The organism is Jeotgalicoccus sp. S0W5 (genome assembly GCF_011634875.1).
Taxonomy (GTDB): Bacteria; Bacillota; Bacilli; order Staphylococcales; family Salinicoccaceae; genus Jeotgalicoccus; species Jeotgalicoccus marinus.
Genome location: NZ_SIRQ01000018.1, coordinates 20,820 through 36,985, shown reverse-complemented (window position 1 = coordinate 36,985; position 16,166 = coordinate 20,820). Strand labels below are relative to the sequence as shown.

The following is a 16,166-nucleotide window of genomic DNA, read 5'->3' as shown; positions in this document are numbered from 1 at the left end:
GAGAGTATGAATACGGGGTGAAAATTATGGATGATGTTTTAATTGGTCGCTTACTCACGGGAATGACGTTAAGTTTTCATATTATATTTGCCACCATCGGTGTAGGTGTACCAATTGTATTTATGGTTCTCGAATTTTTGGGAATTAGAAATAGAGATGCACATTATTTAACCATGTCAAGAAGAATTGCCAAAGGTTATACAGTAACAGTGGCTGTTGGTGTTGTGACAGGTACGATTATAGGTTTGCAACTGTCATTAATATGGCCTGATTTTATGAGACTTGGTGGTCAGATTATCGCGCTACCATTATTCATGGAAACATTTGCCTTTTTCTTTGAAGCAATATTTTTAGGCATATACTTATATACATGGGATCGTTTTAAGAATCAGTGGTACCATTGGTTATTAACTATACCGATCGTGCTCGGATCGAGTTTATCTGCAGTGTTTATTACGACGGTGAATTCATTTATGAATACGCCTGCCGGTTTTGATTTTGTCGACGGAGAATTTCTAAATATTGATCCGCTTGCTGCAATGTTCAACCCATCAACATGGGTAAGAGTATTCCACGTTGTAGTGACAGCATATATGACAATTGCTTTCTTACTCGCAACTATTAGTGCAGTTAAATTACTAAAAGCTAAATTTACAGAGGATAAAACCTATCATAAAAAAGGTCTAAAAGTCATGATGTCAATCGGTGTTGTGATGGCTTTACTAACTATGCTTGCAGGAGATTTATCTGCGAAATTCTTACACGAAGAACAACCAGAAAAACTAGCAGCTTTTGAATGGCATTTTGAAACAGAGGAAAGAGCAGACTTAGTATTATTCGGTATTTTAGATGAAGAGACCCAAGAGGTAAAATATGAGCTAAGGATTCCATGGGTGCTTAGCTTCCTAGCAGGTAACTCTTTTGATACTGAAGTCAAAGGTCTAAACGATATACCAGAAGATGAACACCCACCTCTAATCATTCACTACTTCTTCGACTTAATGGTGTTCTTCGGTATGTACGGACTTGGCGTTGCGATCGTTTACTTCTTAGTAAAATGGACGAAACGATGGACTAAAATTAATGAACACCACCCGCTCTTACTCTATCTCTACGCTTTAACTGGACCACTTAGTTTCTTAGCGATTGAAGCAGGCTGGTTCCTAGCGGAAATGGGACGTCAGCCATGGATTGTTAGAGGATATATGAGAGTATCAGACGCGGTGACACAAGCAGACGGTCTCGGTATTACACTTATTGCATTCGCAGTGCTGTATGTCATCTTAGGTATTACGTCAATCTACGTGTTAATTAAGATGTTTAAAGATAAGTCCGCTGAAGAAGAGAAGCTAAATTGGTACGGTGAAACTGGCATCGAGTCTGAAGATGTGACGGGAGGTCGTTTACCATGATGAGTTTAGATTATGAAATTATTGGTATTACGGTGCTCTGGAGCTTTTTATATTTATATGTAATCATTGCTTCCATAGATTTTGGTGCGGGGTTCTTTAACTTTTATTCTAAACTAACTGGTGATGACAATATCATTAGCCCGATAATCTCAAGGTATTTGAACCCAGTGTGGGAAACAACCAACGTTTTCTTTGTCTTCTTTTTCGTTGGAATCGTCGGTTTTTATCCTGATACTGCTTATTATTTAGGAACTTCCTTATTAATACCAGGATCCTTAGCACTCATACTGTTATCGATCAGGGGGGCATATTATGCCTTTAACTCTTATAATACTGAGAGTAAATTGAGTTGGGATGCATTATATGGTCTAACAGGACTTTTAATTCCTGCCTCATTGTCAATTGCACTTGTAATTTCAGAGGGTGGCTATATTGAAGAAACTGCTGAAGGTCTCACGTTAAATGTAGAAGAACTTCTATTTTCAACTTATGGTTGGTCAGTTGTTTTCTTAGCGATTATTTCAGTATTATATATTTCAAGTGGTTTCCTAACATTCTATGCCAACAAGGCAGAAGATGAAAAGGCGAGCGAGCTTACAAGAACTTGGTTCTTAATATGGAGTTTACCTACCTTGGTCATCACACAGTTTGTATTCTTAGGCTTAAGAGACCACAACCAGGTACACTTTGAAAATGCACAAAACTATTGGTATCTATTTGGTTTAAGTTTACTATCAATGATCCTAGCGGTCTTCTTAGTATGGAGACGTCGTAATTACGGCACAGCGTTTATTTTAATCATGCTGCAATTTGCCTTTGCATTTTTCGGTTACGGCATAAGTAAGTTACCTTATATCCTGTATCCTTACATCAATATAAACGATGCAGTCGTAAATGAAAACATGGCTTTTGCATTGACAATCGTCTTTGTTTTAGGTTTACTAATATTGATTCCTTCACTTGTTCTCTTAGCGAAATTATTCTTATTCGATAAAGACTACGTTAAAGGAAATAAAAAATACTAGTAAATAGAGTAGGTTGAAAGCATGAAAAAAGAAATTGCGGTAATTGGTCTAGGAAGATTTGGCGGAAGTATTGTTATGGAACTTCACGATATGGATGTTGATGTATTAGTAATTGACTCAGACGAGAATAGGGTCAATGAGTATCAAGAATTCTCTACTGAAGGTATTATCGGAGATTCAACAGATGAGGCAATGCTAAAAAATATTGGTATTGATAATTATGATAATGTCATTGTAGCAATTGGTGACAATATCCAGGCAAGTATTTTAACGACCTTAATTTTAAAAGACTTGGGTGTAAAGAAAGTAACATCTAAAGCACAAACTGCCCATCACGGTAGAGTGTTAGAAAAAATTGGTGCCGACTCCGTGATTCATCCGGAGAGAGATATGGGGAGACGTGTTGCTCATAGGTTGGTCTCATCATCTGTTGTAGAGTATCTAGAAGTTTCTCACAACCATTCAATAATTGAATTTAGTGCAAATCAAAAATTTGAAAACAAACAAATTTCGGATTTAACATTAAGAGAGAAGTTTGGGATTTCAATCATTGCTATAAAGAGAGACCACGACATTATCGTCAGCCCCGATGCAAATACAACGATACTAGATGGTGACATATTAATATTAATCGGTACAGATGAACAATTAGGTCTATTTGAAGATAAGATGGATCGGTTGAAATAAACAAAAACCTGCGAATATTATTCGCAGGTTTTTTACTATTTATCGTCATTTACACGCATAATGACTGGTAAGATCATTGGACGACGTTTCGTTTTGTTGTATAAGAAGCCACTTAATTCTTCAATGATTAGTTGTTTGACATTATACCATTCCACATTGTCTTTGGTACTAAGTAATTTATTGACTTCATCTTTAATTTTCTTCTCTGCACTTCTAATTAAACCGTAAGACTCTCTCATATATACAAATCCACGTGAGATGATGTCTGGTCCACTTAATAAATCGCCGGTAGAGAAGTCAATTGTTAAGACAACAACAGCCAGGCCTTCTTCGGAAAGTGATTTACGGTCACGTAAGACGATGTTTCCAATATCTCCGATACCATTTCCATCCACGAAAACAGTACCTGCCTGAACGCGGTGAGAAAATCTTGCGCTATCTTTAGTGAGTGCGAGTACATCTCCGATTTCAAAGACGAAGATGTTATCTTCTTTAACTCCAGTTGAAATAGCAAGTTGTCTGTGGAGATCCAACATTCGGTATTCACCGTGGATTGGCATAAAGAACTTCGGCTGCATTAGACGCAACATTAATTTCTGTTCTTCTTGTGAACCATGGCCTGATGTATGAATGTTAGAAAGTTTGCCATGAATTACATCAGCACCAGCCTTATAAAGTGCATTAATTGTTCTATTCACACTTAAGGTATTACCTGGAATTGGTGAAGAACTAAATACTACAGTATCTTCTGGAATAATACTAATCTGTCTATGTGTACCGTTAGCAATTCGTGATAGGGCAGCCATTGGTTCACCTTGTGAACCCGTACACAAAATCATCACCTTATGCTTATCAATCTTATTAATCATTTTTGCTTCTATAAAAGTTTCAGGTGGTGCAGTGATATAGCCGAGTTCTTGACCGATTTTGATGTTATTTTCCATGCTACGACCAAAGACGCAAATTTTACGGTCAAATTTCACGGCAGCTTCAATTGCTTGTTGTACACGGTAAATATTAGATGCGAATGTCGCGAAAATGATACGCCCTTTACATTTTCTGAAGATGTCTTCGACGTTCTGACCTACTTCCTTTTCACTAATGGTGAAGTTAGGCACTGTTGCGTTGGTAGAATCGGAAAGTAAGCATAGTACCCCTTCTTCACCTAACTGTGCCATCTTAGATAAGTTGGCAGGTTCACCAACAGGAGTAAAGTCAAATTTGAAATCACCTGTGTGCACAATGTTACCTTCAGGTGTACGGATAATAACACCGTAAGCCTCTGGTATAGAGTGTGTCGTTAAATAAAATTCAACATCCATATGTTCAAACTTAAGTACACTGTCTTCATCAATAGGAATAAGCTCTGTACGACTTAGTAAGTTATGTTCTTCCAATTTATTTCTGATTAAGCCTAAAGCGAGTGGGCCTGAGTAGATGGGTACTGAAATTTGGCGCAGTAGGAAAGGAATGCCACCAATGTGGTCTTCGTGACCGTGCGTTACGATTAATGCGCTAATTTTGTGTTCGTTCTCTTTTAAGTAAGTGTAATCAGGAATGACATAGTCTACGCCAAGTTCGTCATCTGTAGGGAACTTAACACCCGCATCGATGATGATAATTTCATCTTTGTATTCGATACAGTAAGTATTCTTCCCGATTTCTCCGAGTCCCCCGAGAGAAAATACACCAACTTCATTTGTTTCTAATGACATTAGTCGATAGACTCTACTTTGAAGTCTTCATTATTGTTTTTTTCATATTCCAGATGCGCGGGACTAAGTGCCTGGACAAATTCTATGTTGCTGTTAGTGTCTTTAAGTGACTTTCTAACTTGTTCTTCTGTTTCAGCTTCGACATATAAGATCTGAGTATCTTCTCTAATGATACGCGTATCTTTGTCTTCTTGATATAATACTTTAAATACTGTCATAAATGATGACTCCTTTATAAATTAGATAATTGTATATTTTATGTCGTCTACACAATAAAAATATGTGCCTTTTTATATGTTTTAAGGCACATTATTTCATATATTCATTGTGCAATAAACCCTTCCTGCCTAGGATGCCTTTCAACTTTTTCTTAAGCCTATCGAGTAACTTTTTCAGCATACGATCACACCCTTATATACTTAATTTCATTTTACCTTATAGACCGAGTACTTGCAAAGACTTTATAATGGACTCAAAAGGAGGATGAAAGATGAATGCAGAACAGATTATGATAGGGGTAGAAAGGCAACAAGAACGTACAGATAAGGTTTTTACTGGTGTGGAGTTTAACGTAAGGGACAACACTATTGTAATGAACTATGTATACGATCAAGATCAAAATACAGAGCAGGGAAGTGGTGATGACCTCATCATCCCACATGATAGTGATCCGGTCTTTATGAACGAAGATGAAATGAATGAACTTCTAGATAAATTAAAAGATAAAAATATTTTTTATACGATTAGAAAAGATGAATTTATATAATTGGCCAAAATTAAACCGTCCGTTTTCCCTAAAGGGAATTAACGGACGGTTTTAAATTAAGTACTTTGTTATTCGAGTGGTTGAGCACCATTTTTCGCTTCAAACGGTGCATCATCGTCTATGTGGTCATAGAACATAACGCCATTTAGATGATCAAGTTCGTGTTGGAGCACGACTGCTAAAAAGCCTTTTGCTTTAATCTCAATTTTTTCACCTTCAATAGTTTGTGCTTCTACTCTTATGCGTTTTTTTCGTTGCACAATGCCTTCAATTTCCTTATCAACACTCAGGCAACCTTCACCATTTGGTAGAAAAGTTTCTGTAACTGAATGGCTTTTTACTTTTGGATTGATTAGCATATAATCATATTCCGGTTTACCATCTTCACCCTCAACATAAATTGCCAACATTCTCTTATTTAAACCGATTTGAGGTGCTGCAAGACCAACACCAGGTCTGAGTGAATATTTTTCACTCATCTCAGGATCTTGTGAGTTAACCAGGTACTCTCTCATACTTTTTAACTCGGCAATTGTTTCATCATCTATGATTTCAATCGGTTCTGTTTTAGTGCGGAGTATCGGCGCTCCGTCTTTTACAATGTCTGCCATTGTCAGCATGATATAACCTCCTCAATTCAAACACTTGTTTATTATACAATATATTTAAGTTAAAATGATATTGTCAGATTTAATATATTTTAAATGATACTAACATTGGAGGTATATAGTCAGTGAAAAAATTCAGTATATTACTATTAGGCGCTTTGCTATTTTTATCGGCATGTAGCAACGCGGAATCAGAATTAAATGATTTCTACGATGATTTTACTCAGAGTTTAACTGAAGAAAAAGACTTAGCAGATATTAACGAGGAATATAATACGCTTGAAAGTGAAAAGTCAGAGCTTCAAGAACAATTAAATGATGCAAACTTAGAAGAAATTAATAATATTAGTCCAGACTTGATTGAGAACACTGAACAACGTCTCGAATTATTAGATGAGGAATCAGAGATGATGGCAAGTGCTAAAGAGGCATTTGAAGACGCAAAAACATCTGTAGAAGAAATATCTGATGAATCATATAAACAAGAAGCAGAATCACTTGTTCAGTCTATGGCGGCACGTTTTGAAGCTCATGAAACGCTAAATAATACATACAAAGAAGCTTTAGCTAGCGAGATGGAATTATTTGAATACCTTGGTGAAGAAGAAGTGACACAAGATGTGATCGATGAACACCTAAATCAGATTGCAGAGTACAGCGAACCGATTAACGAAGCATCGTCTACATTTACGGAGGAAACAGAGAAAGTAAATCAGATTAAAACAGAAATTGAGCAAATTTTAGAAGCGCAATAAGGCTAATTCCAGAGTGTTACTATAACAGATTTAACTGTTACATTATTACAACCCTTGATATATAAGACCTGTATCATTCTGTTACAGTTATATAAGTTTTACTGTTATAACAGCCTTATGTTAGAATGAAATTAATTAATCATATCAAGAAGGGATTGTGAACACACATGGCAGCAAATGAAAAGTTTAACCCGGTGGATGTTCTATCAGATATTGAAGCTAAATTTGAAACATTTCAAGTTCTGAATGAAAAAGGGGAAGTCGTTAACGAAGATTTAGTTCCAGATTTATCTGACGATCAACTCGTTGAGCTAATGACTAGAATGGTTTGGACGCGTGTATTGGATGCACGTTCTACTGCTTTAAACCGCCAAGGTCGCCTTGGATTCTTCGCACCAACAGCTGGTCAAGAAGCATCACAAATTGCAAGTCAGTACGCATTATCTGAAGGGGATTATATATTACCAGGCTATCGTGACGTGCCACAATTAATCTGGCATGGATTACCGTTGACAAAAGCTTTCTTGTTCTCACGTGGACACTATAAAGGTAACCAGTTCCCTGAAGGCGTGAACGCCTTAAGCCCACAGATTATTATCGGTGCTCAGTTTGTGCAAACGACAGGTGTTGCACTTGGCCTTAAAAAACGTGGTAAAGAAAATGTAGCGATTACTTACACTGGTGACGGTGGTTCTTCACAAGGTGATTTCTACGAAGGTATCAACTTTGCAGGTGCCTATAATGTACCAGCAATATTCGTAATACAAAATAATAATTATGCGATTTCTACACCAAGAGAATTACAGTCTAAAGCAAAAACACTTGCTCAAAAATCAGTAGCAGCAGGTATCCCTGGAGTCTTAGTAGACGGTATGGATGCGCTTGCAGTCTATTCAGTGGTTAAGGAAGCACGTGACCGTGCGGTTAACGGTGAAGGCCCGACATTAATTGAAATGTTAACTTACCGTTATGGTCCACATACTATGGCTGGTGATGATCCAACTAAATATAGAACTTCTGACGAAGATTCTGAATGGGAGAAGAAAGACCCATTAGTAAGATTCCGTACCTATCTTGAAGGTAAAGATTTATGGACTAAAGAAAAAGAAGACGAAGTTATCGAACGTGCGAAAGAAGAAATTAAAGCTGCTATTAAAGAAGCAGACGCAACAGAAAAACAAACTGTTACAGGATTAATGGAATTAATGTACGATGAAATGCCATCTAACCTAAGTGAACAGTACGAGTACTACAAAGGGAAGGAGTCAAAATAATATGGCACAAATGACAATGATTCAAGCGATCACTAATGCTATGGCAACAGAGTTAAAAAACGATGAAAATGTTTTGGTTTTCGGTGAGGACATTGGTGTTAACGGTGGTGTATTCCGAGCTACAGAAGGCTTACAAAAAGAGTTCGGAGAAGATAGAGTATTTGACACACCATTAGCAGAGAGTGCAATCGTGTCACTCGGTCTTGGTTTGACTCTAGAAAACTATCGTCCAGTCATTGAAATTCAATTCTTCGGATTCCTATTCGAAGCAATGGATGGTATTGCTGGTCAAATTGCACGTCACAGAATTCGTTCTGGTGCATCAAAAACAACACCTATCGTAGTACGTGCACCATTTGGTGGCGGTGTTAACACACCTGAATTACACGCTGACTCACTAGAAGGTTTAATGGCACAAACACCAGGATTAAAAGTTGTTATTCCATCTAATCCAATTGACGCAAAAGGGCTTTTAATTTCAGCTATTCGCTCAGAAGATCCAGTCATCTTTTTAGAGCACATGAAACTTTATCGTTCATTCCGTGAAGAAGTACCTGATGAGGAGTATGAAGTTGAAATTGGTAAGGCGAGCGTAAAACGTGAAGGTGAAGACGTAACATTAATCGCCTACGGTGCAATGGTTCAAGAAGCAATTAAGGCAGCGGACGAACTTGCTGAGGAAAATATCAGTGCTGAGGTAATTGATTTACGTACGGTTTCTCCTGTTGACTATGAAACTTTAGTTGAATCAGTGAAGAAAACAAACCGTGCTGTAATGATCCAAGAAGCACAACGTCAAGCTGGTGTTGCAGCAAATGTTGTCTCTGAGTTATCAGAGCGTGCGATATTACACTTAGAATCACCAATATTACGTGTGACAGCACCGGATACGGTATATCCATTTACTCAAGCAGAAAGTGTTTGGCTTCCAAATAAGGATCTTATTATCGAGCGTGCAAAAGAAGTTCTAGATTTCTAAACTCTATTAAACAGGAGGAATTACTATGGCATATGAATTTAAATTGCCGGATATCGGTGAAGGTATTCACGAAGGCGAAATTGCTAAGTGGTTAGTAGCTGAAGGCGATTCAATTAGTGAAGATGATGTATTAGCTGAAATACAAAATGATAAAGCTGTGGTTGAAATCCCATCTCCTGTAGATGGCACAATTTCAAAAATCCATGTTGCTGAAGGTGAAGTAACGACTGTTGGTACAACTATTGTAACCATTGATGACGGTTCAGAAGACAGTGGAGATTCATCTGATGAAAGCGAATCTTCTAAAGAAGCACCTAAAGAAGAAATTAAAGAAAGTACTGAAGTCACTGACGATGCAAACAAACCTGCTGATGAAGATAAGGTGTCGGAAGAATCACCAAATAAAGCAGCAACTCAGACAGAATCAAAAGCTAGATCAGACAAAGATGATACCATTGTTATTGCTATGCCTGCTGTAAGAAAATTTGCACGTGAACAAGGTGTGAATATCAAGGAAGTTTCAGGCAGTGGTAAAAACGGCCGTATCTTAAAAGAAGACATTGAGAACTTTGGTAGTGAAGAAAGTACTGCTGCTGACCAAACTTCTGAAGCTAAAGAAGAGAGCAAGGTTTCTGCTCCAGTTCAAAATACTGGTGATCTAGAGTCTAGAGAGAAAATGTCAGGAATGAGAAAAGCGATTGCTAAAGCAATGGTGAATTCTAAGCAAACTTCTCCACACGTGACGCACATTGATGAAGTTGTTGTGGATGAATTATGGGCACACCGTAAGAAATTCAAAGAGATTGCAGCTGAACAAAATGTTAAATTAACGTTCTTACCTTATGTGGTGAAAGCACTAGTTTCGGCTCTTAAAAAATATCCTGTACTTAATACTTCTATTGACAATGAAACATTTGAAGTCATTCAGAAATATTACTATAATGTAGGTATTGCAGCAGATACTGAAAGAGGATTAGTTGTGCCAGTTGTTAAAGATGCAGATAAGTTATCTATGTTTGAGATTTCAGATGAAATCAACGACTTAGCAACAAAAGCACGTGACGGTAAACTGACGTCTGAAGAAATGAAAGGCGGTTCAGTTACTATTTCCAATCTTGGTTCTGCGGGTGGTAAATGGTTCACACCTGTCATCAACCAGCCTGAAGTTGCGATTTTAGGTATCGGACGTATTGAAGAGCAAGCAATTGTTAAAGATGGTGAAGTTGTACCAGCGCGTGTACTTGCCTTATCGTTAAGTTACGACCATAGACAAATTGACGGGGCAACTGCTCAAAATGCATTGAATCACATTAAGCGCCTGCTTAATAATCCGGATTTATTACTTATGGAGGGATAGTAAAATGGTAGTTGGAGATTTTCCTATTGAAACAGACACAATTGTAATCGGTGGCGGACCAGGTGGGTATGTCGCTGCAATTAGAGCAGCACAGCTTGGCCAAAACGTAACATTAGTAGAAAAAAATAAAGTAGGTGGTGTTTGTTTAAACGTTGGATGTATTCCATCTAAAGCAATGATTTCATCAGCACACCGTTACCACGAAACACAACATTCAGAAGATATGGGTGTCATTACAGAAGGTGTAAAATTAGATTTCTCTAAAGTGCAATCATTCAAGGAAAGCGTAGTTAACAAACTTGTTGGTGGCGTTGAAATGTTACTTAAAGGTAACAAGGTAAACGTTGTTAATGGTGAAGCTTACTTTGTAGACAGCAATAAACTTAAAGTAATGGATGAAAAACAATCTCAAACTTACGAATTTAAAAATGCTATCATCGCAACAGGATCACGTCCAATTGAAATCCCTGGATTCAAATTTGGTGGAAGAGTATTAGATTCTACAGGTGCATTAGCACTTGAAGAAGCACCTGAGAAACTTATCGTTATCGGTGGCGGTTACATCGGTACTGAGTTAGGTTCGGCTTATGCGAACTTCGGTACAGAGGTAACAATCCTTGAAGGTACTGCAGATATTCTTGGTGGCTTTGAAAAACAAATGACACAGTTAGTTAAGAAAAATCTTAAATCTAAAAATGCGACTATCGTTACAAAAGCCATGGCTAAATCAGCAGAAGAAACTGACAATGGCGTTAAAGTAACATATGAGGCAAAAGATGAAACTCATGAAGTTGAAGCCGACTACGTATTAGTTACAGTCGGACGTCGTCCGAATACAGATGAAATTGGTCTTGAAGAACTTGGAATTAAGATGACGGATCGTGGAATCATTGAAGTAGATGAACAATCACGTACAAATATTCCAAACATCTATGCAATTGGTGATATCGTTGATGGATTACCACTTGCACACAAAGCAAGCTATGAAGGTAAGGTTGCTGCAGAAGCAATTGCAGGAGAAAAATCAGCAGTGGACTATATTGCGATGCCAGCAGTATGCTTCACAGAACCTGAATTAGCAACTGTTGGACTTAACGAATCACAAGCTAAAGAAAAAGGTTTCGAAGTTACTACAGGTAAATTCCCGTTCCAAGCAAACGGTCGTGCTTTAGGACTTAACAAAACTGACGGTTTCGTTAAAGTTGTTGCCCGTAAAGAAGACGGTTTAGTACTTGGTGCACAAGTTGCAGGAAACGGTGCTTCAGACATCATTTCTGAACTTGGTTTAGCAGTTGAAACAGGCATGACACTTGAAGATATTGCACTGACAATTCATGCTCACCCAACACTAGGTGAAGTACCTATGGAAGCAGCTGAAGTTGCACTAGGACGTCCAGTTCACTCTATGTAATATATAAACATTAAAGATCAGGGTATTTACTCTGATCTTTATTTTTTTAGGAGAGGTTAGATGGAAAATAAAGAATACACATATCCCTTAGACTATGATTGGTCGACTGAAGAAATTCTTCACGTTATGTCTTTCTACCAGGCTGTTGAGATTGCTTATACAGAAGGTGTTCTCGCTGGTAAATTTCAAGAAGCCTATGATGATTTCAAAGAAATTGTACCGTCGAAAGCTGAAGAAAAGACACTATTTAAAGATTTTGAAAAAGCGAGTGGCATGGTGCCATTTAAAATTATTAAACAGCTAAAAGATAGTGACCCCAAAGACATTTTAAAACCATAAAAATTTGATTGTCATATCAATACCTTCTCGCATATAATGAATTGTACTAATTTTAACGAGGAGGTATATATGACAACAATTAAACTAGAAAACGTCGCTTATACATATGGAGATACACAAGTTCTGAAACATATAAACTATACATTTGAAGATAATAAATTTTATACAATTCTCGGGCCTTCTGGTTGTGGCAAAACGACAATATTAAAACTAATTGGGGGTTTTATCGAACCGAATAGTGGGGAAGTGCGCTTTGATGATAAGGTGGTGAACAAGATTCCAGCTAATCATAGAAAGGTGAATACGGTCTTTCAAGACTATGCCCTTTTTCCGCATCTAAATGTCTTAGAGAACATTGTTTTTGGTCTTAAAATTAAAAAGACTTCAAAAAAAGAAATGGATAAAAAACTCGATGAAGTCTTGAGATTAACAAATCTAGAAGAATTTAAAAATAGAAATATCGGTGATTTATCTGGCGGTCAGAGACAGCGAGTTGCAATCGCGCGTGCTGTGATTAATGAGCCAGATATTTTACTGCTCGACGAACCACTGAGTGCTCTGGATTACAACTTGAGGGTCGATATGCAGTATGAGTTAAAAGAAATGCAAAAACGTCTAGGTATAATTTTTATTTTTGTAACACATGATCAAGAAGAAGCGCTTGGACTGAGTGATGAAATTATTGTCATGGACCGAGGTAATATCGTCCAAACAGGTTCACCTAAAGATATATATGATGAACCACTCAATCGTTATGTTGCAGATTTTATTGGGGAATCCAATATAGTAAGAGGTACGATGATTAGAGATAGAGTGGTAAGTATTTATGGGCGCTCATATGACTGCATTGATGGTGGGATTAAACCTAATACAAGTGTAGATGTCATGATTAGACCTGAGGATATTTACTTTGGAGAACACAATAAAGGTAAACTTAATGTCACGGTAGACTCAGTACTTTTTAAAGGTGTCCACTATGAGATCTGTTGCCTTGACGAAGATGGTTATGAGTGGGTGATGCACTCCACGAAGAATGCTTTATTAGGGAGTAAGATTTCTTTAAATTTTGCTAAGGAAGATATCCATATTATGATTCCAGGTGAAGATGAAGAGAACTTTATAGAGAGACTGGAATCTTTTCAAGGTGAGGACGAATGAAAAAGTTATTGCTGATTCCATATGCGCTATGGATGCTAATTTTTGTTGTCTTTCCCTTGTTGCTCATGGCTGCTTATAGTTTTATAGATTTATCCGGCAATATCACTTTGAACAACTATGCATCCTTTTTTTCAAGTAATTATATACAGATGACCTTATCGTCATTTTGGTATGCATTTTTAATCACGTTATTCACCCTGATCGTAAGTTATCCACTTGCACTAGCTTTAAATGCAACAAAACGTAAGACAATATGGCTGCTGATCATTATCTTACCTACCTGGATAAACCTACTACTAAAGACCTATGCATTCATCGGGATTTTTGGGAAAAACGGTATCTTAAATGACATTTTTGCTGTATTTAATATCGATGAAATACAGTTACTATTTAGCGACACAGCATTTATTATTGTCAGTGTTTATATTTTCTTACCCTTTATGCTTCTACCATTATTCAATGCAATAAGTGGTATCGATAATAATTTATTAAATGCCGCTAAAGACCTCGGTGCAACACGTGTACAAGTATTTAGTAAAATTATCCTACCGTTAACAGCTGATGGCATAAAAGCAGGCATACAAGTTGTGTTTATACCTTCTTTGAGTCTGTTTATGATTACAAGGCTAATTACAGGTAACAAGGTAATTACTTTAGGAACTGCAATTGAACAACAATTCTTAACAAATGAGAATTGGGGAATGGGTTCCACAATCGGTATATTTCTAGTGATATTTATGCTCTTAATCATGGTGATAACGAGTGGAAAGTCTGATAATCGGGTGATGAAACTATGAAAAAGATTGCGAATATTTTCTTGCTTGTCTCGATATTATTATTGTACTTTCCGATATTCTACCTGATGTTTTACTCATTTAATAGTGCAGGTAATATGAGTCACTTTGACGGCTTTACGCTTAATTATTATAAATCAGTACTCACAGATTCGAGGATGCTTGTCATCATACTAAATACGATTGCTGTTGCCTTAATCTCTAGTAGTATAGCGACTTTAATCGGACTATGTGGTGCTTTGTACCTGTACAATATAAAAGAAAAAAGTAGGAAAATGCTACTTGCTGTTAATAATGTCATGATTGTATCGCCTGACGTTATTATTGGTGCGTCATTGTTAATTCTTTTTACATTAGCTGGGATGAGTTTAGGTTCAGTGAGTGTAATTTTAGCGCATATTGCATTTTCAGTACCGATAACAGTTATATTAATTCTCCCGAAATTATATAGCATGAATCCATCTTTAGTTGATGCAGCAAAAGACCTTGGTGCAGATACAAAGACGACGATTATAAAGGTTATCATTCCATATATTAAACCCGGTATTATTGCAGGATTTTTTATGGCACTGACTTATTCCTTAGATGATTTTGCAGTTACATTTTTTGTAACGGGTAGTGGATTTTCACTCTTATCAGTTGAGGTATACTCAATGGCACGTAGAGGTATTACGCTTGAAATTAATGCAATCTCTACTATTGTATTTGTCGTTGTTTTCACATGTGTCTTTATCTATTATTTAATCAGTAAAAGACAAGAAAAGTTGAGAGGTAGGGTCTAATGAAAACATTTATAACGCTAATAATCTTACCGCTTGCAATAGGGCTATTACTTTTAGTGTCAACGAACTTTACAGATGATGCCGATAGTTCATCAAATAATACTATTCATGTTTACAACTGGGGTGAGTACATCGACCCTGAACTATTAGATAAATTTTATGAAGAGACAGGTATAAAGGTAATCTATGAAACATTTGATTCCAACGAAGCGATGATGGTGAAGGTCAATCAAGGTGGTACAAATTACGATGTGGTATTTCCAAGTGAATACGCAGTAGAGAAAATGATTAAAGATGATATGTTGATGCCGATAGATTACGAACAGCTAAATAACGATGACAATATTGACCCAGATATTATTGAACGATTAGCGCCCGGTCTAAGTGATTATACTGTTCCTTATTTTTATGGCACTGTAGGTATTCTATATAACGAAGAAGCTGTGTCTGATTTAGATTTAACCACTTGGAACACATTATGGGATGATGATTTAGAAAATGACATACTCATGATAGATGGGGCTCGTGAAGCGATTGGTATGTCTTTAAATAGTATGGGGCAGTCTTTAAATGAAACTGACCGAGATGTTCTTAACTCGGCACAGCAAAAACTTTTTGAATTAGCACCAAACATTCGAGGTGTTGTTGGTGATGAAATTTCATCTATGATGGCTGAAGATGAAGCAAGTTTAGCAGTTGTATGGAGTGGTATGGCTAAAGATACCATGGCCGAAAATGAGAATTTAAATTATATAGTACCCGACGAGGGTTCTAATCTGTGGTTTGATGGTATGGCAATTCCTAAAAATGCTAATAATCCTGAAGGTGCACATCGTTTTATCGATTTTCTTTTAGAAGAAGAAATTGCGGCAACTAATACAGAGTGGGTGGGCTACTCCACGCCTAATGAAGCTGCTTTAGCAATGATGGATGATGACACACAAAATGATGAGCGCTTTTATCCGGATGAAGCAGCCCTAGACTCATTAGAGATGTACAGAGATTTAGGCTCTGAAATGATTAGTTATTATAATGAACTTTTTTTAGAATTTAAAATGAAGCTTGATTAACTTTAGTCTTTAGTGGGTATGAACAATACAAAGA

The 16,166-nt window shown here is 37.0% G+C and carries 17 protein-coding genes; 14 read left to right on the top strand and 3 right to left on the bottom strand.

The window, feature by feature from the left end:
• Window positions 1-26: 26 nt before the first annotated feature.
• The 3 genes from EYB29_RS10075 to EYB29_RS10065 are packed head-to-tail and all read left to right on the top strand — an operon-like array spanning window position 27 to window position 3,124.
• On the top strand, window positions 27-1,412 hold the full coding sequence (locus EYB29_RS10075) for a cytochrome ubiquinol oxidase subunit I (RefSeq protein ID WP_035857242.1): 1,386 nt from the start codon (window positions 27-29) through the stop codon (window positions 1,410-1,412).
• Window positions 1,409-2,437: a cytochrome d ubiquinol oxidase subunit II gene (locus EYB29_RS10070; protein WP_026867474.1), complete on the top strand. Its 1,029-nt coding sequence runs from the start codon at window positions 1,409-1,411 to the stop codon at window positions 2,435-2,437. The genes EYB29_RS10075 and EYB29_RS10070 overlap by 4 nt, the downstream gene beginning before the upstream one ends.
• A gap of 21 nt (window positions 2,438-2,458) precedes the next feature.
• Window positions 2,459-3,124: a potassium channel family protein gene (locus EYB29_RS10065; protein WP_026867475.1), complete on the top strand. Its 666-nt coding sequence runs from the start codon at window positions 2,459-2,461 to the stop codon at window positions 3,122-3,124.
• 35 nt (window positions 3,125-3,159) lie between these two features.
• On the opposite strand, the gene rnjA is transcribed toward EYB29_RS10065, so the two are convergent.
• Both rnjA and EYB29_RS10055 read right to left on the bottom strand, forming a co-directional pair.
• On the bottom strand, window positions 3,160-4,839 hold the full coding sequence (gene rnjA / locus EYB29_RS10060) for a ribonuclease J1 (RefSeq protein ID WP_026867476.1): 1,680 nt from the start codon (window positions 4,837-4,839) through the stop codon (window positions 3,160-3,162).
• Entirely contained in the window at window positions 4,839-5,057 is a 219-nt protein-coding gene (locus tag EYB29_RS10055; protein ID WP_026867477.1) for a DNA-dependent RNA polymerase subunit epsilon, read from the bottom strand. Before EYB29_RS10055 ends, rnjA begins: the two co-directional genes overlap by 1 nt.
• Before the next feature lie 272 nt (window positions 5,058-5,329).
• On the opposite strand from EYB29_RS10055, the gene EYB29_RS10050 reads away from it, so the two are divergent.
• Window positions 5,330-5,605, top strand: coding sequence for a hypothetical protein (locus EYB29_RS10050; protein ID WP_026867478.1), 276 nt, complete (start codon window positions 5,330-5,332; stop codon window positions 5,603-5,605).
• A 68-nt stretch (window positions 5,606-5,673) separates the two neighbouring features.
• Here the strand turns inward: EYB29_RS10050 and def are convergent, their stop codons facing one another.
• Window positions 5,674-6,225, bottom strand: a complete 552-nt coding sequence (gene def / locus EYB29_RS10045) for a peptide deformylase (protein WP_026867479.1) — start codon at window positions 6,223-6,225, stop codon at window positions 5,674-5,676.
• A gap of 113 nt (window positions 6,226-6,338) precedes the next feature.
• On the opposite strand from def, the gene EYB29_RS10040 reads away from it, so the two are divergent.
• From EYB29_RS10040 to EYB29_RS09995, 10 genes are all read left to right on the top strand, one after another.
• Entirely contained in the window at window positions 6,339-6,968 is a 630-nt protein-coding gene (locus EYB29_RS10040) for a YkyA family protein (protein WP_166627171.1), read from the top strand.
• Window positions 6,969-7,135: 167 nt separating this feature from the next.
• Window positions 7,136-8,242 (top strand): pyruvate dehydrogenase (acetyl-transferring) E1 component subunit alpha, encoded by a 1,107-nt coding sequence (gene pdhA / locus EYB29_RS10035; protein ID WP_026867481.1) that lies wholly within the window; start codon window positions 7,136-7,138, stop codon window positions 8,240-8,242.
• A gap of 1 nt (window position 8,243) precedes the next feature.
• Window positions 8,244-9,221: an alpha-ketoacid dehydrogenase subunit beta gene (locus EYB29_RS10030; protein WP_026867482.1), complete on the top strand. Its 978-nt coding sequence runs from the start codon at window positions 8,244-8,246 to the stop codon at window positions 9,219-9,221.
• Window positions 9,222-9,246: 25 nt separating this feature from the next.
• The gene (locus EYB29_RS10025) at window positions 9,247-10,578 is read left to right on the top strand and encodes a dihydrolipoamide acetyltransferase family protein (protein ID WP_166627170.1); all 1,332 of its coding nucleotides are present in this window, start codon (window positions 9,247-9,249) and stop codon (window positions 10,576-10,578) included.
• 4 nt (window positions 10,579-10,582) lie between these two features.
• Window positions 10,583-11,989, top strand: a complete 1,407-nt coding sequence (lpdA, locus tag EYB29_RS10020; RefSeq protein ID WP_166627169.1) for a dihydrolipoyl dehydrogenase — start codon at window positions 10,583-10,585, stop codon at window positions 11,987-11,989.
• A gap of 60 nt (window positions 11,990-12,049) precedes the next feature.
• Window positions 12,050-12,328 carry a UPF0223 family protein gene (locus EYB29_RS10015; RefSeq protein ID WP_166627168.1) on the top strand — a complete coding sequence of 93 codons (279 nt, stop codon included), beginning with the start codon at window positions 12,050-12,052 and terminating at the stop codon, window positions 12,326-12,328.
• A 69-nt stretch (window positions 12,329-12,397) separates the two neighbouring features.
• Window positions 12,398-13,486 carry an ABC transporter ATP-binding protein gene (locus EYB29_RS10010; RefSeq protein ID WP_166627167.1) on the top strand — a complete coding sequence of 363 codons (1,089 nt, stop codon included), beginning with the start codon at window positions 12,398-12,400 and terminating at the stop codon, window positions 13,484-13,486.
• A complete protein-coding gene (locus EYB29_RS10005) occupies window positions 13,483-14,283 on the top strand; it encodes an ABC transporter permease (RefSeq protein ID WP_026867487.1) in 801 nt (266 codons plus the stop codon). The genes EYB29_RS10010 and EYB29_RS10005 overlap by 4 nt, the downstream gene beginning before the upstream one ends.
• Window positions 14,280-15,062, top strand: coding sequence for an ABC transporter permease (locus EYB29_RS10000; RefSeq protein WP_026867488.1), 783 nt, complete (start codon window positions 14,280-14,282; stop codon window positions 15,060-15,062). The genes EYB29_RS10005 and EYB29_RS10000 overlap by 4 nt, the downstream gene beginning before the upstream one ends.
• Window positions 15,062-16,132 carry an ABC transporter substrate-binding protein gene (locus tag EYB29_RS09995; RefSeq protein WP_026867489.1) on the top strand — a complete coding sequence of 357 codons (1,071 nt, stop codon included), beginning with the start codon at window positions 15,062-15,064 and terminating at the stop codon, window positions 16,130-16,132. Before EYB29_RS10000 ends, EYB29_RS09995 begins: the two co-directional genes overlap by 1 nt.
• Window positions 16,133-16,166: the final 34 nt, after the last annotated feature.

Excerpts from the sequence above, each read along its gene's own strand:
- EYB29_RS10010 (WP_166627167.1), top strand. The coding sequence starts at position 12,398 with ATGACAACAATTAAACTAGAAAACGTCGCTTATACATATGGAGATACA.
- EYB29_RS10000 (WP_026867488.1), top strand. The coding sequence starts at position 14,280 with ATGAAAAAGATTGCGAATATTTTCTTGCTTGTCTCGATATTATTATTG.
- lpdA (WP_166627169.1), top strand. The coding sequence starts at position 10,583 with ATGGTAGTTGGAGATTTTCCTATTGAAACAGACACAATTGTAATCGGT.
- pdhA (WP_026867481.1), top strand. The coding sequence starts at position 7,136 with ATGGCAGCAAATGAAAAGTTTAACCCGGTGGATGTTCTATCAGATATT.
- EYB29_RS10015 (WP_166627168.1), top strand. The coding sequence starts at position 12,050 with ATGGAAAATAAAGAATACACATATCCCTTAGACTATGATTGGTCGACT.
- EYB29_RS10065 (WP_026867475.1), top strand. The coding sequence starts at position 2,459 with ATGAAAAAAGAAATTGCGGTAATTGGTCTAGGAAGATTTGGCGGAAGT.
- EYB29_RS10025 (WP_166627170.1), top strand. The coding sequence starts at position 9,247 with ATGGCATATGAATTTAAATTGCCGGATATCGGTGAAGGTATTCACGAA.
- EYB29_RS10050 (WP_026867478.1), top strand. The coding sequence starts at position 5,330 with ATGAATGCAGAACAGATTATGATAGGGGTAGAAAGGCAACAAGAACGT.
- EYB29_RS10070 (WP_026867474.1), top strand. The coding sequence starts at position 1,409 with ATGATGAGTTTAGATTATGAAATTATTGGTATTACGGTGCTCTGGAGC.
- def (WP_026867479.1), bottom strand. The coding sequence starts at position 6,225 with ATGCTGACAATGGCAGACATTGTAAAAGACGGAGCGCCGATACTCCGC.
- EYB29_RS10055 (WP_026867477.1), bottom strand. The coding sequence starts at position 5,057 with ATGACAGTATTTAAAGTATTATATCAAGAAGACAAAGATACGCGTATC.
- EYB29_RS09995 (WP_026867489.1), top strand. The coding sequence starts at position 15,062 with ATGAAAACATTTATAACGCTAATAATCTTACCGCTTGCAATAGGGCTA.
- EYB29_RS10075 (WP_035857242.1), top strand. The coding sequence starts at position 27 with ATGGATGATGTTTTAATTGGTCGCTTACTCACGGGAATGACGTTAAGT.
- rnjA (WP_026867476.1), bottom strand. The coding sequence starts at position 4,839 with ATGTCATTAGAAACAAATGAAGTTGGTGTATTTTCTCTCGGGGGACTC.
- EYB29_RS10005 (WP_026867487.1), top strand. The coding sequence starts at position 13,483 with ATGAAAAAGTTATTGCTGATTCCATATGCGCTATGGATGCTAATTTTT.
- EYB29_RS10030 (WP_026867482.1), top strand. The coding sequence starts at position 8,244 with ATGGCACAAATGACAATGATTCAAGCGATCACTAATGCTATGGCAACA.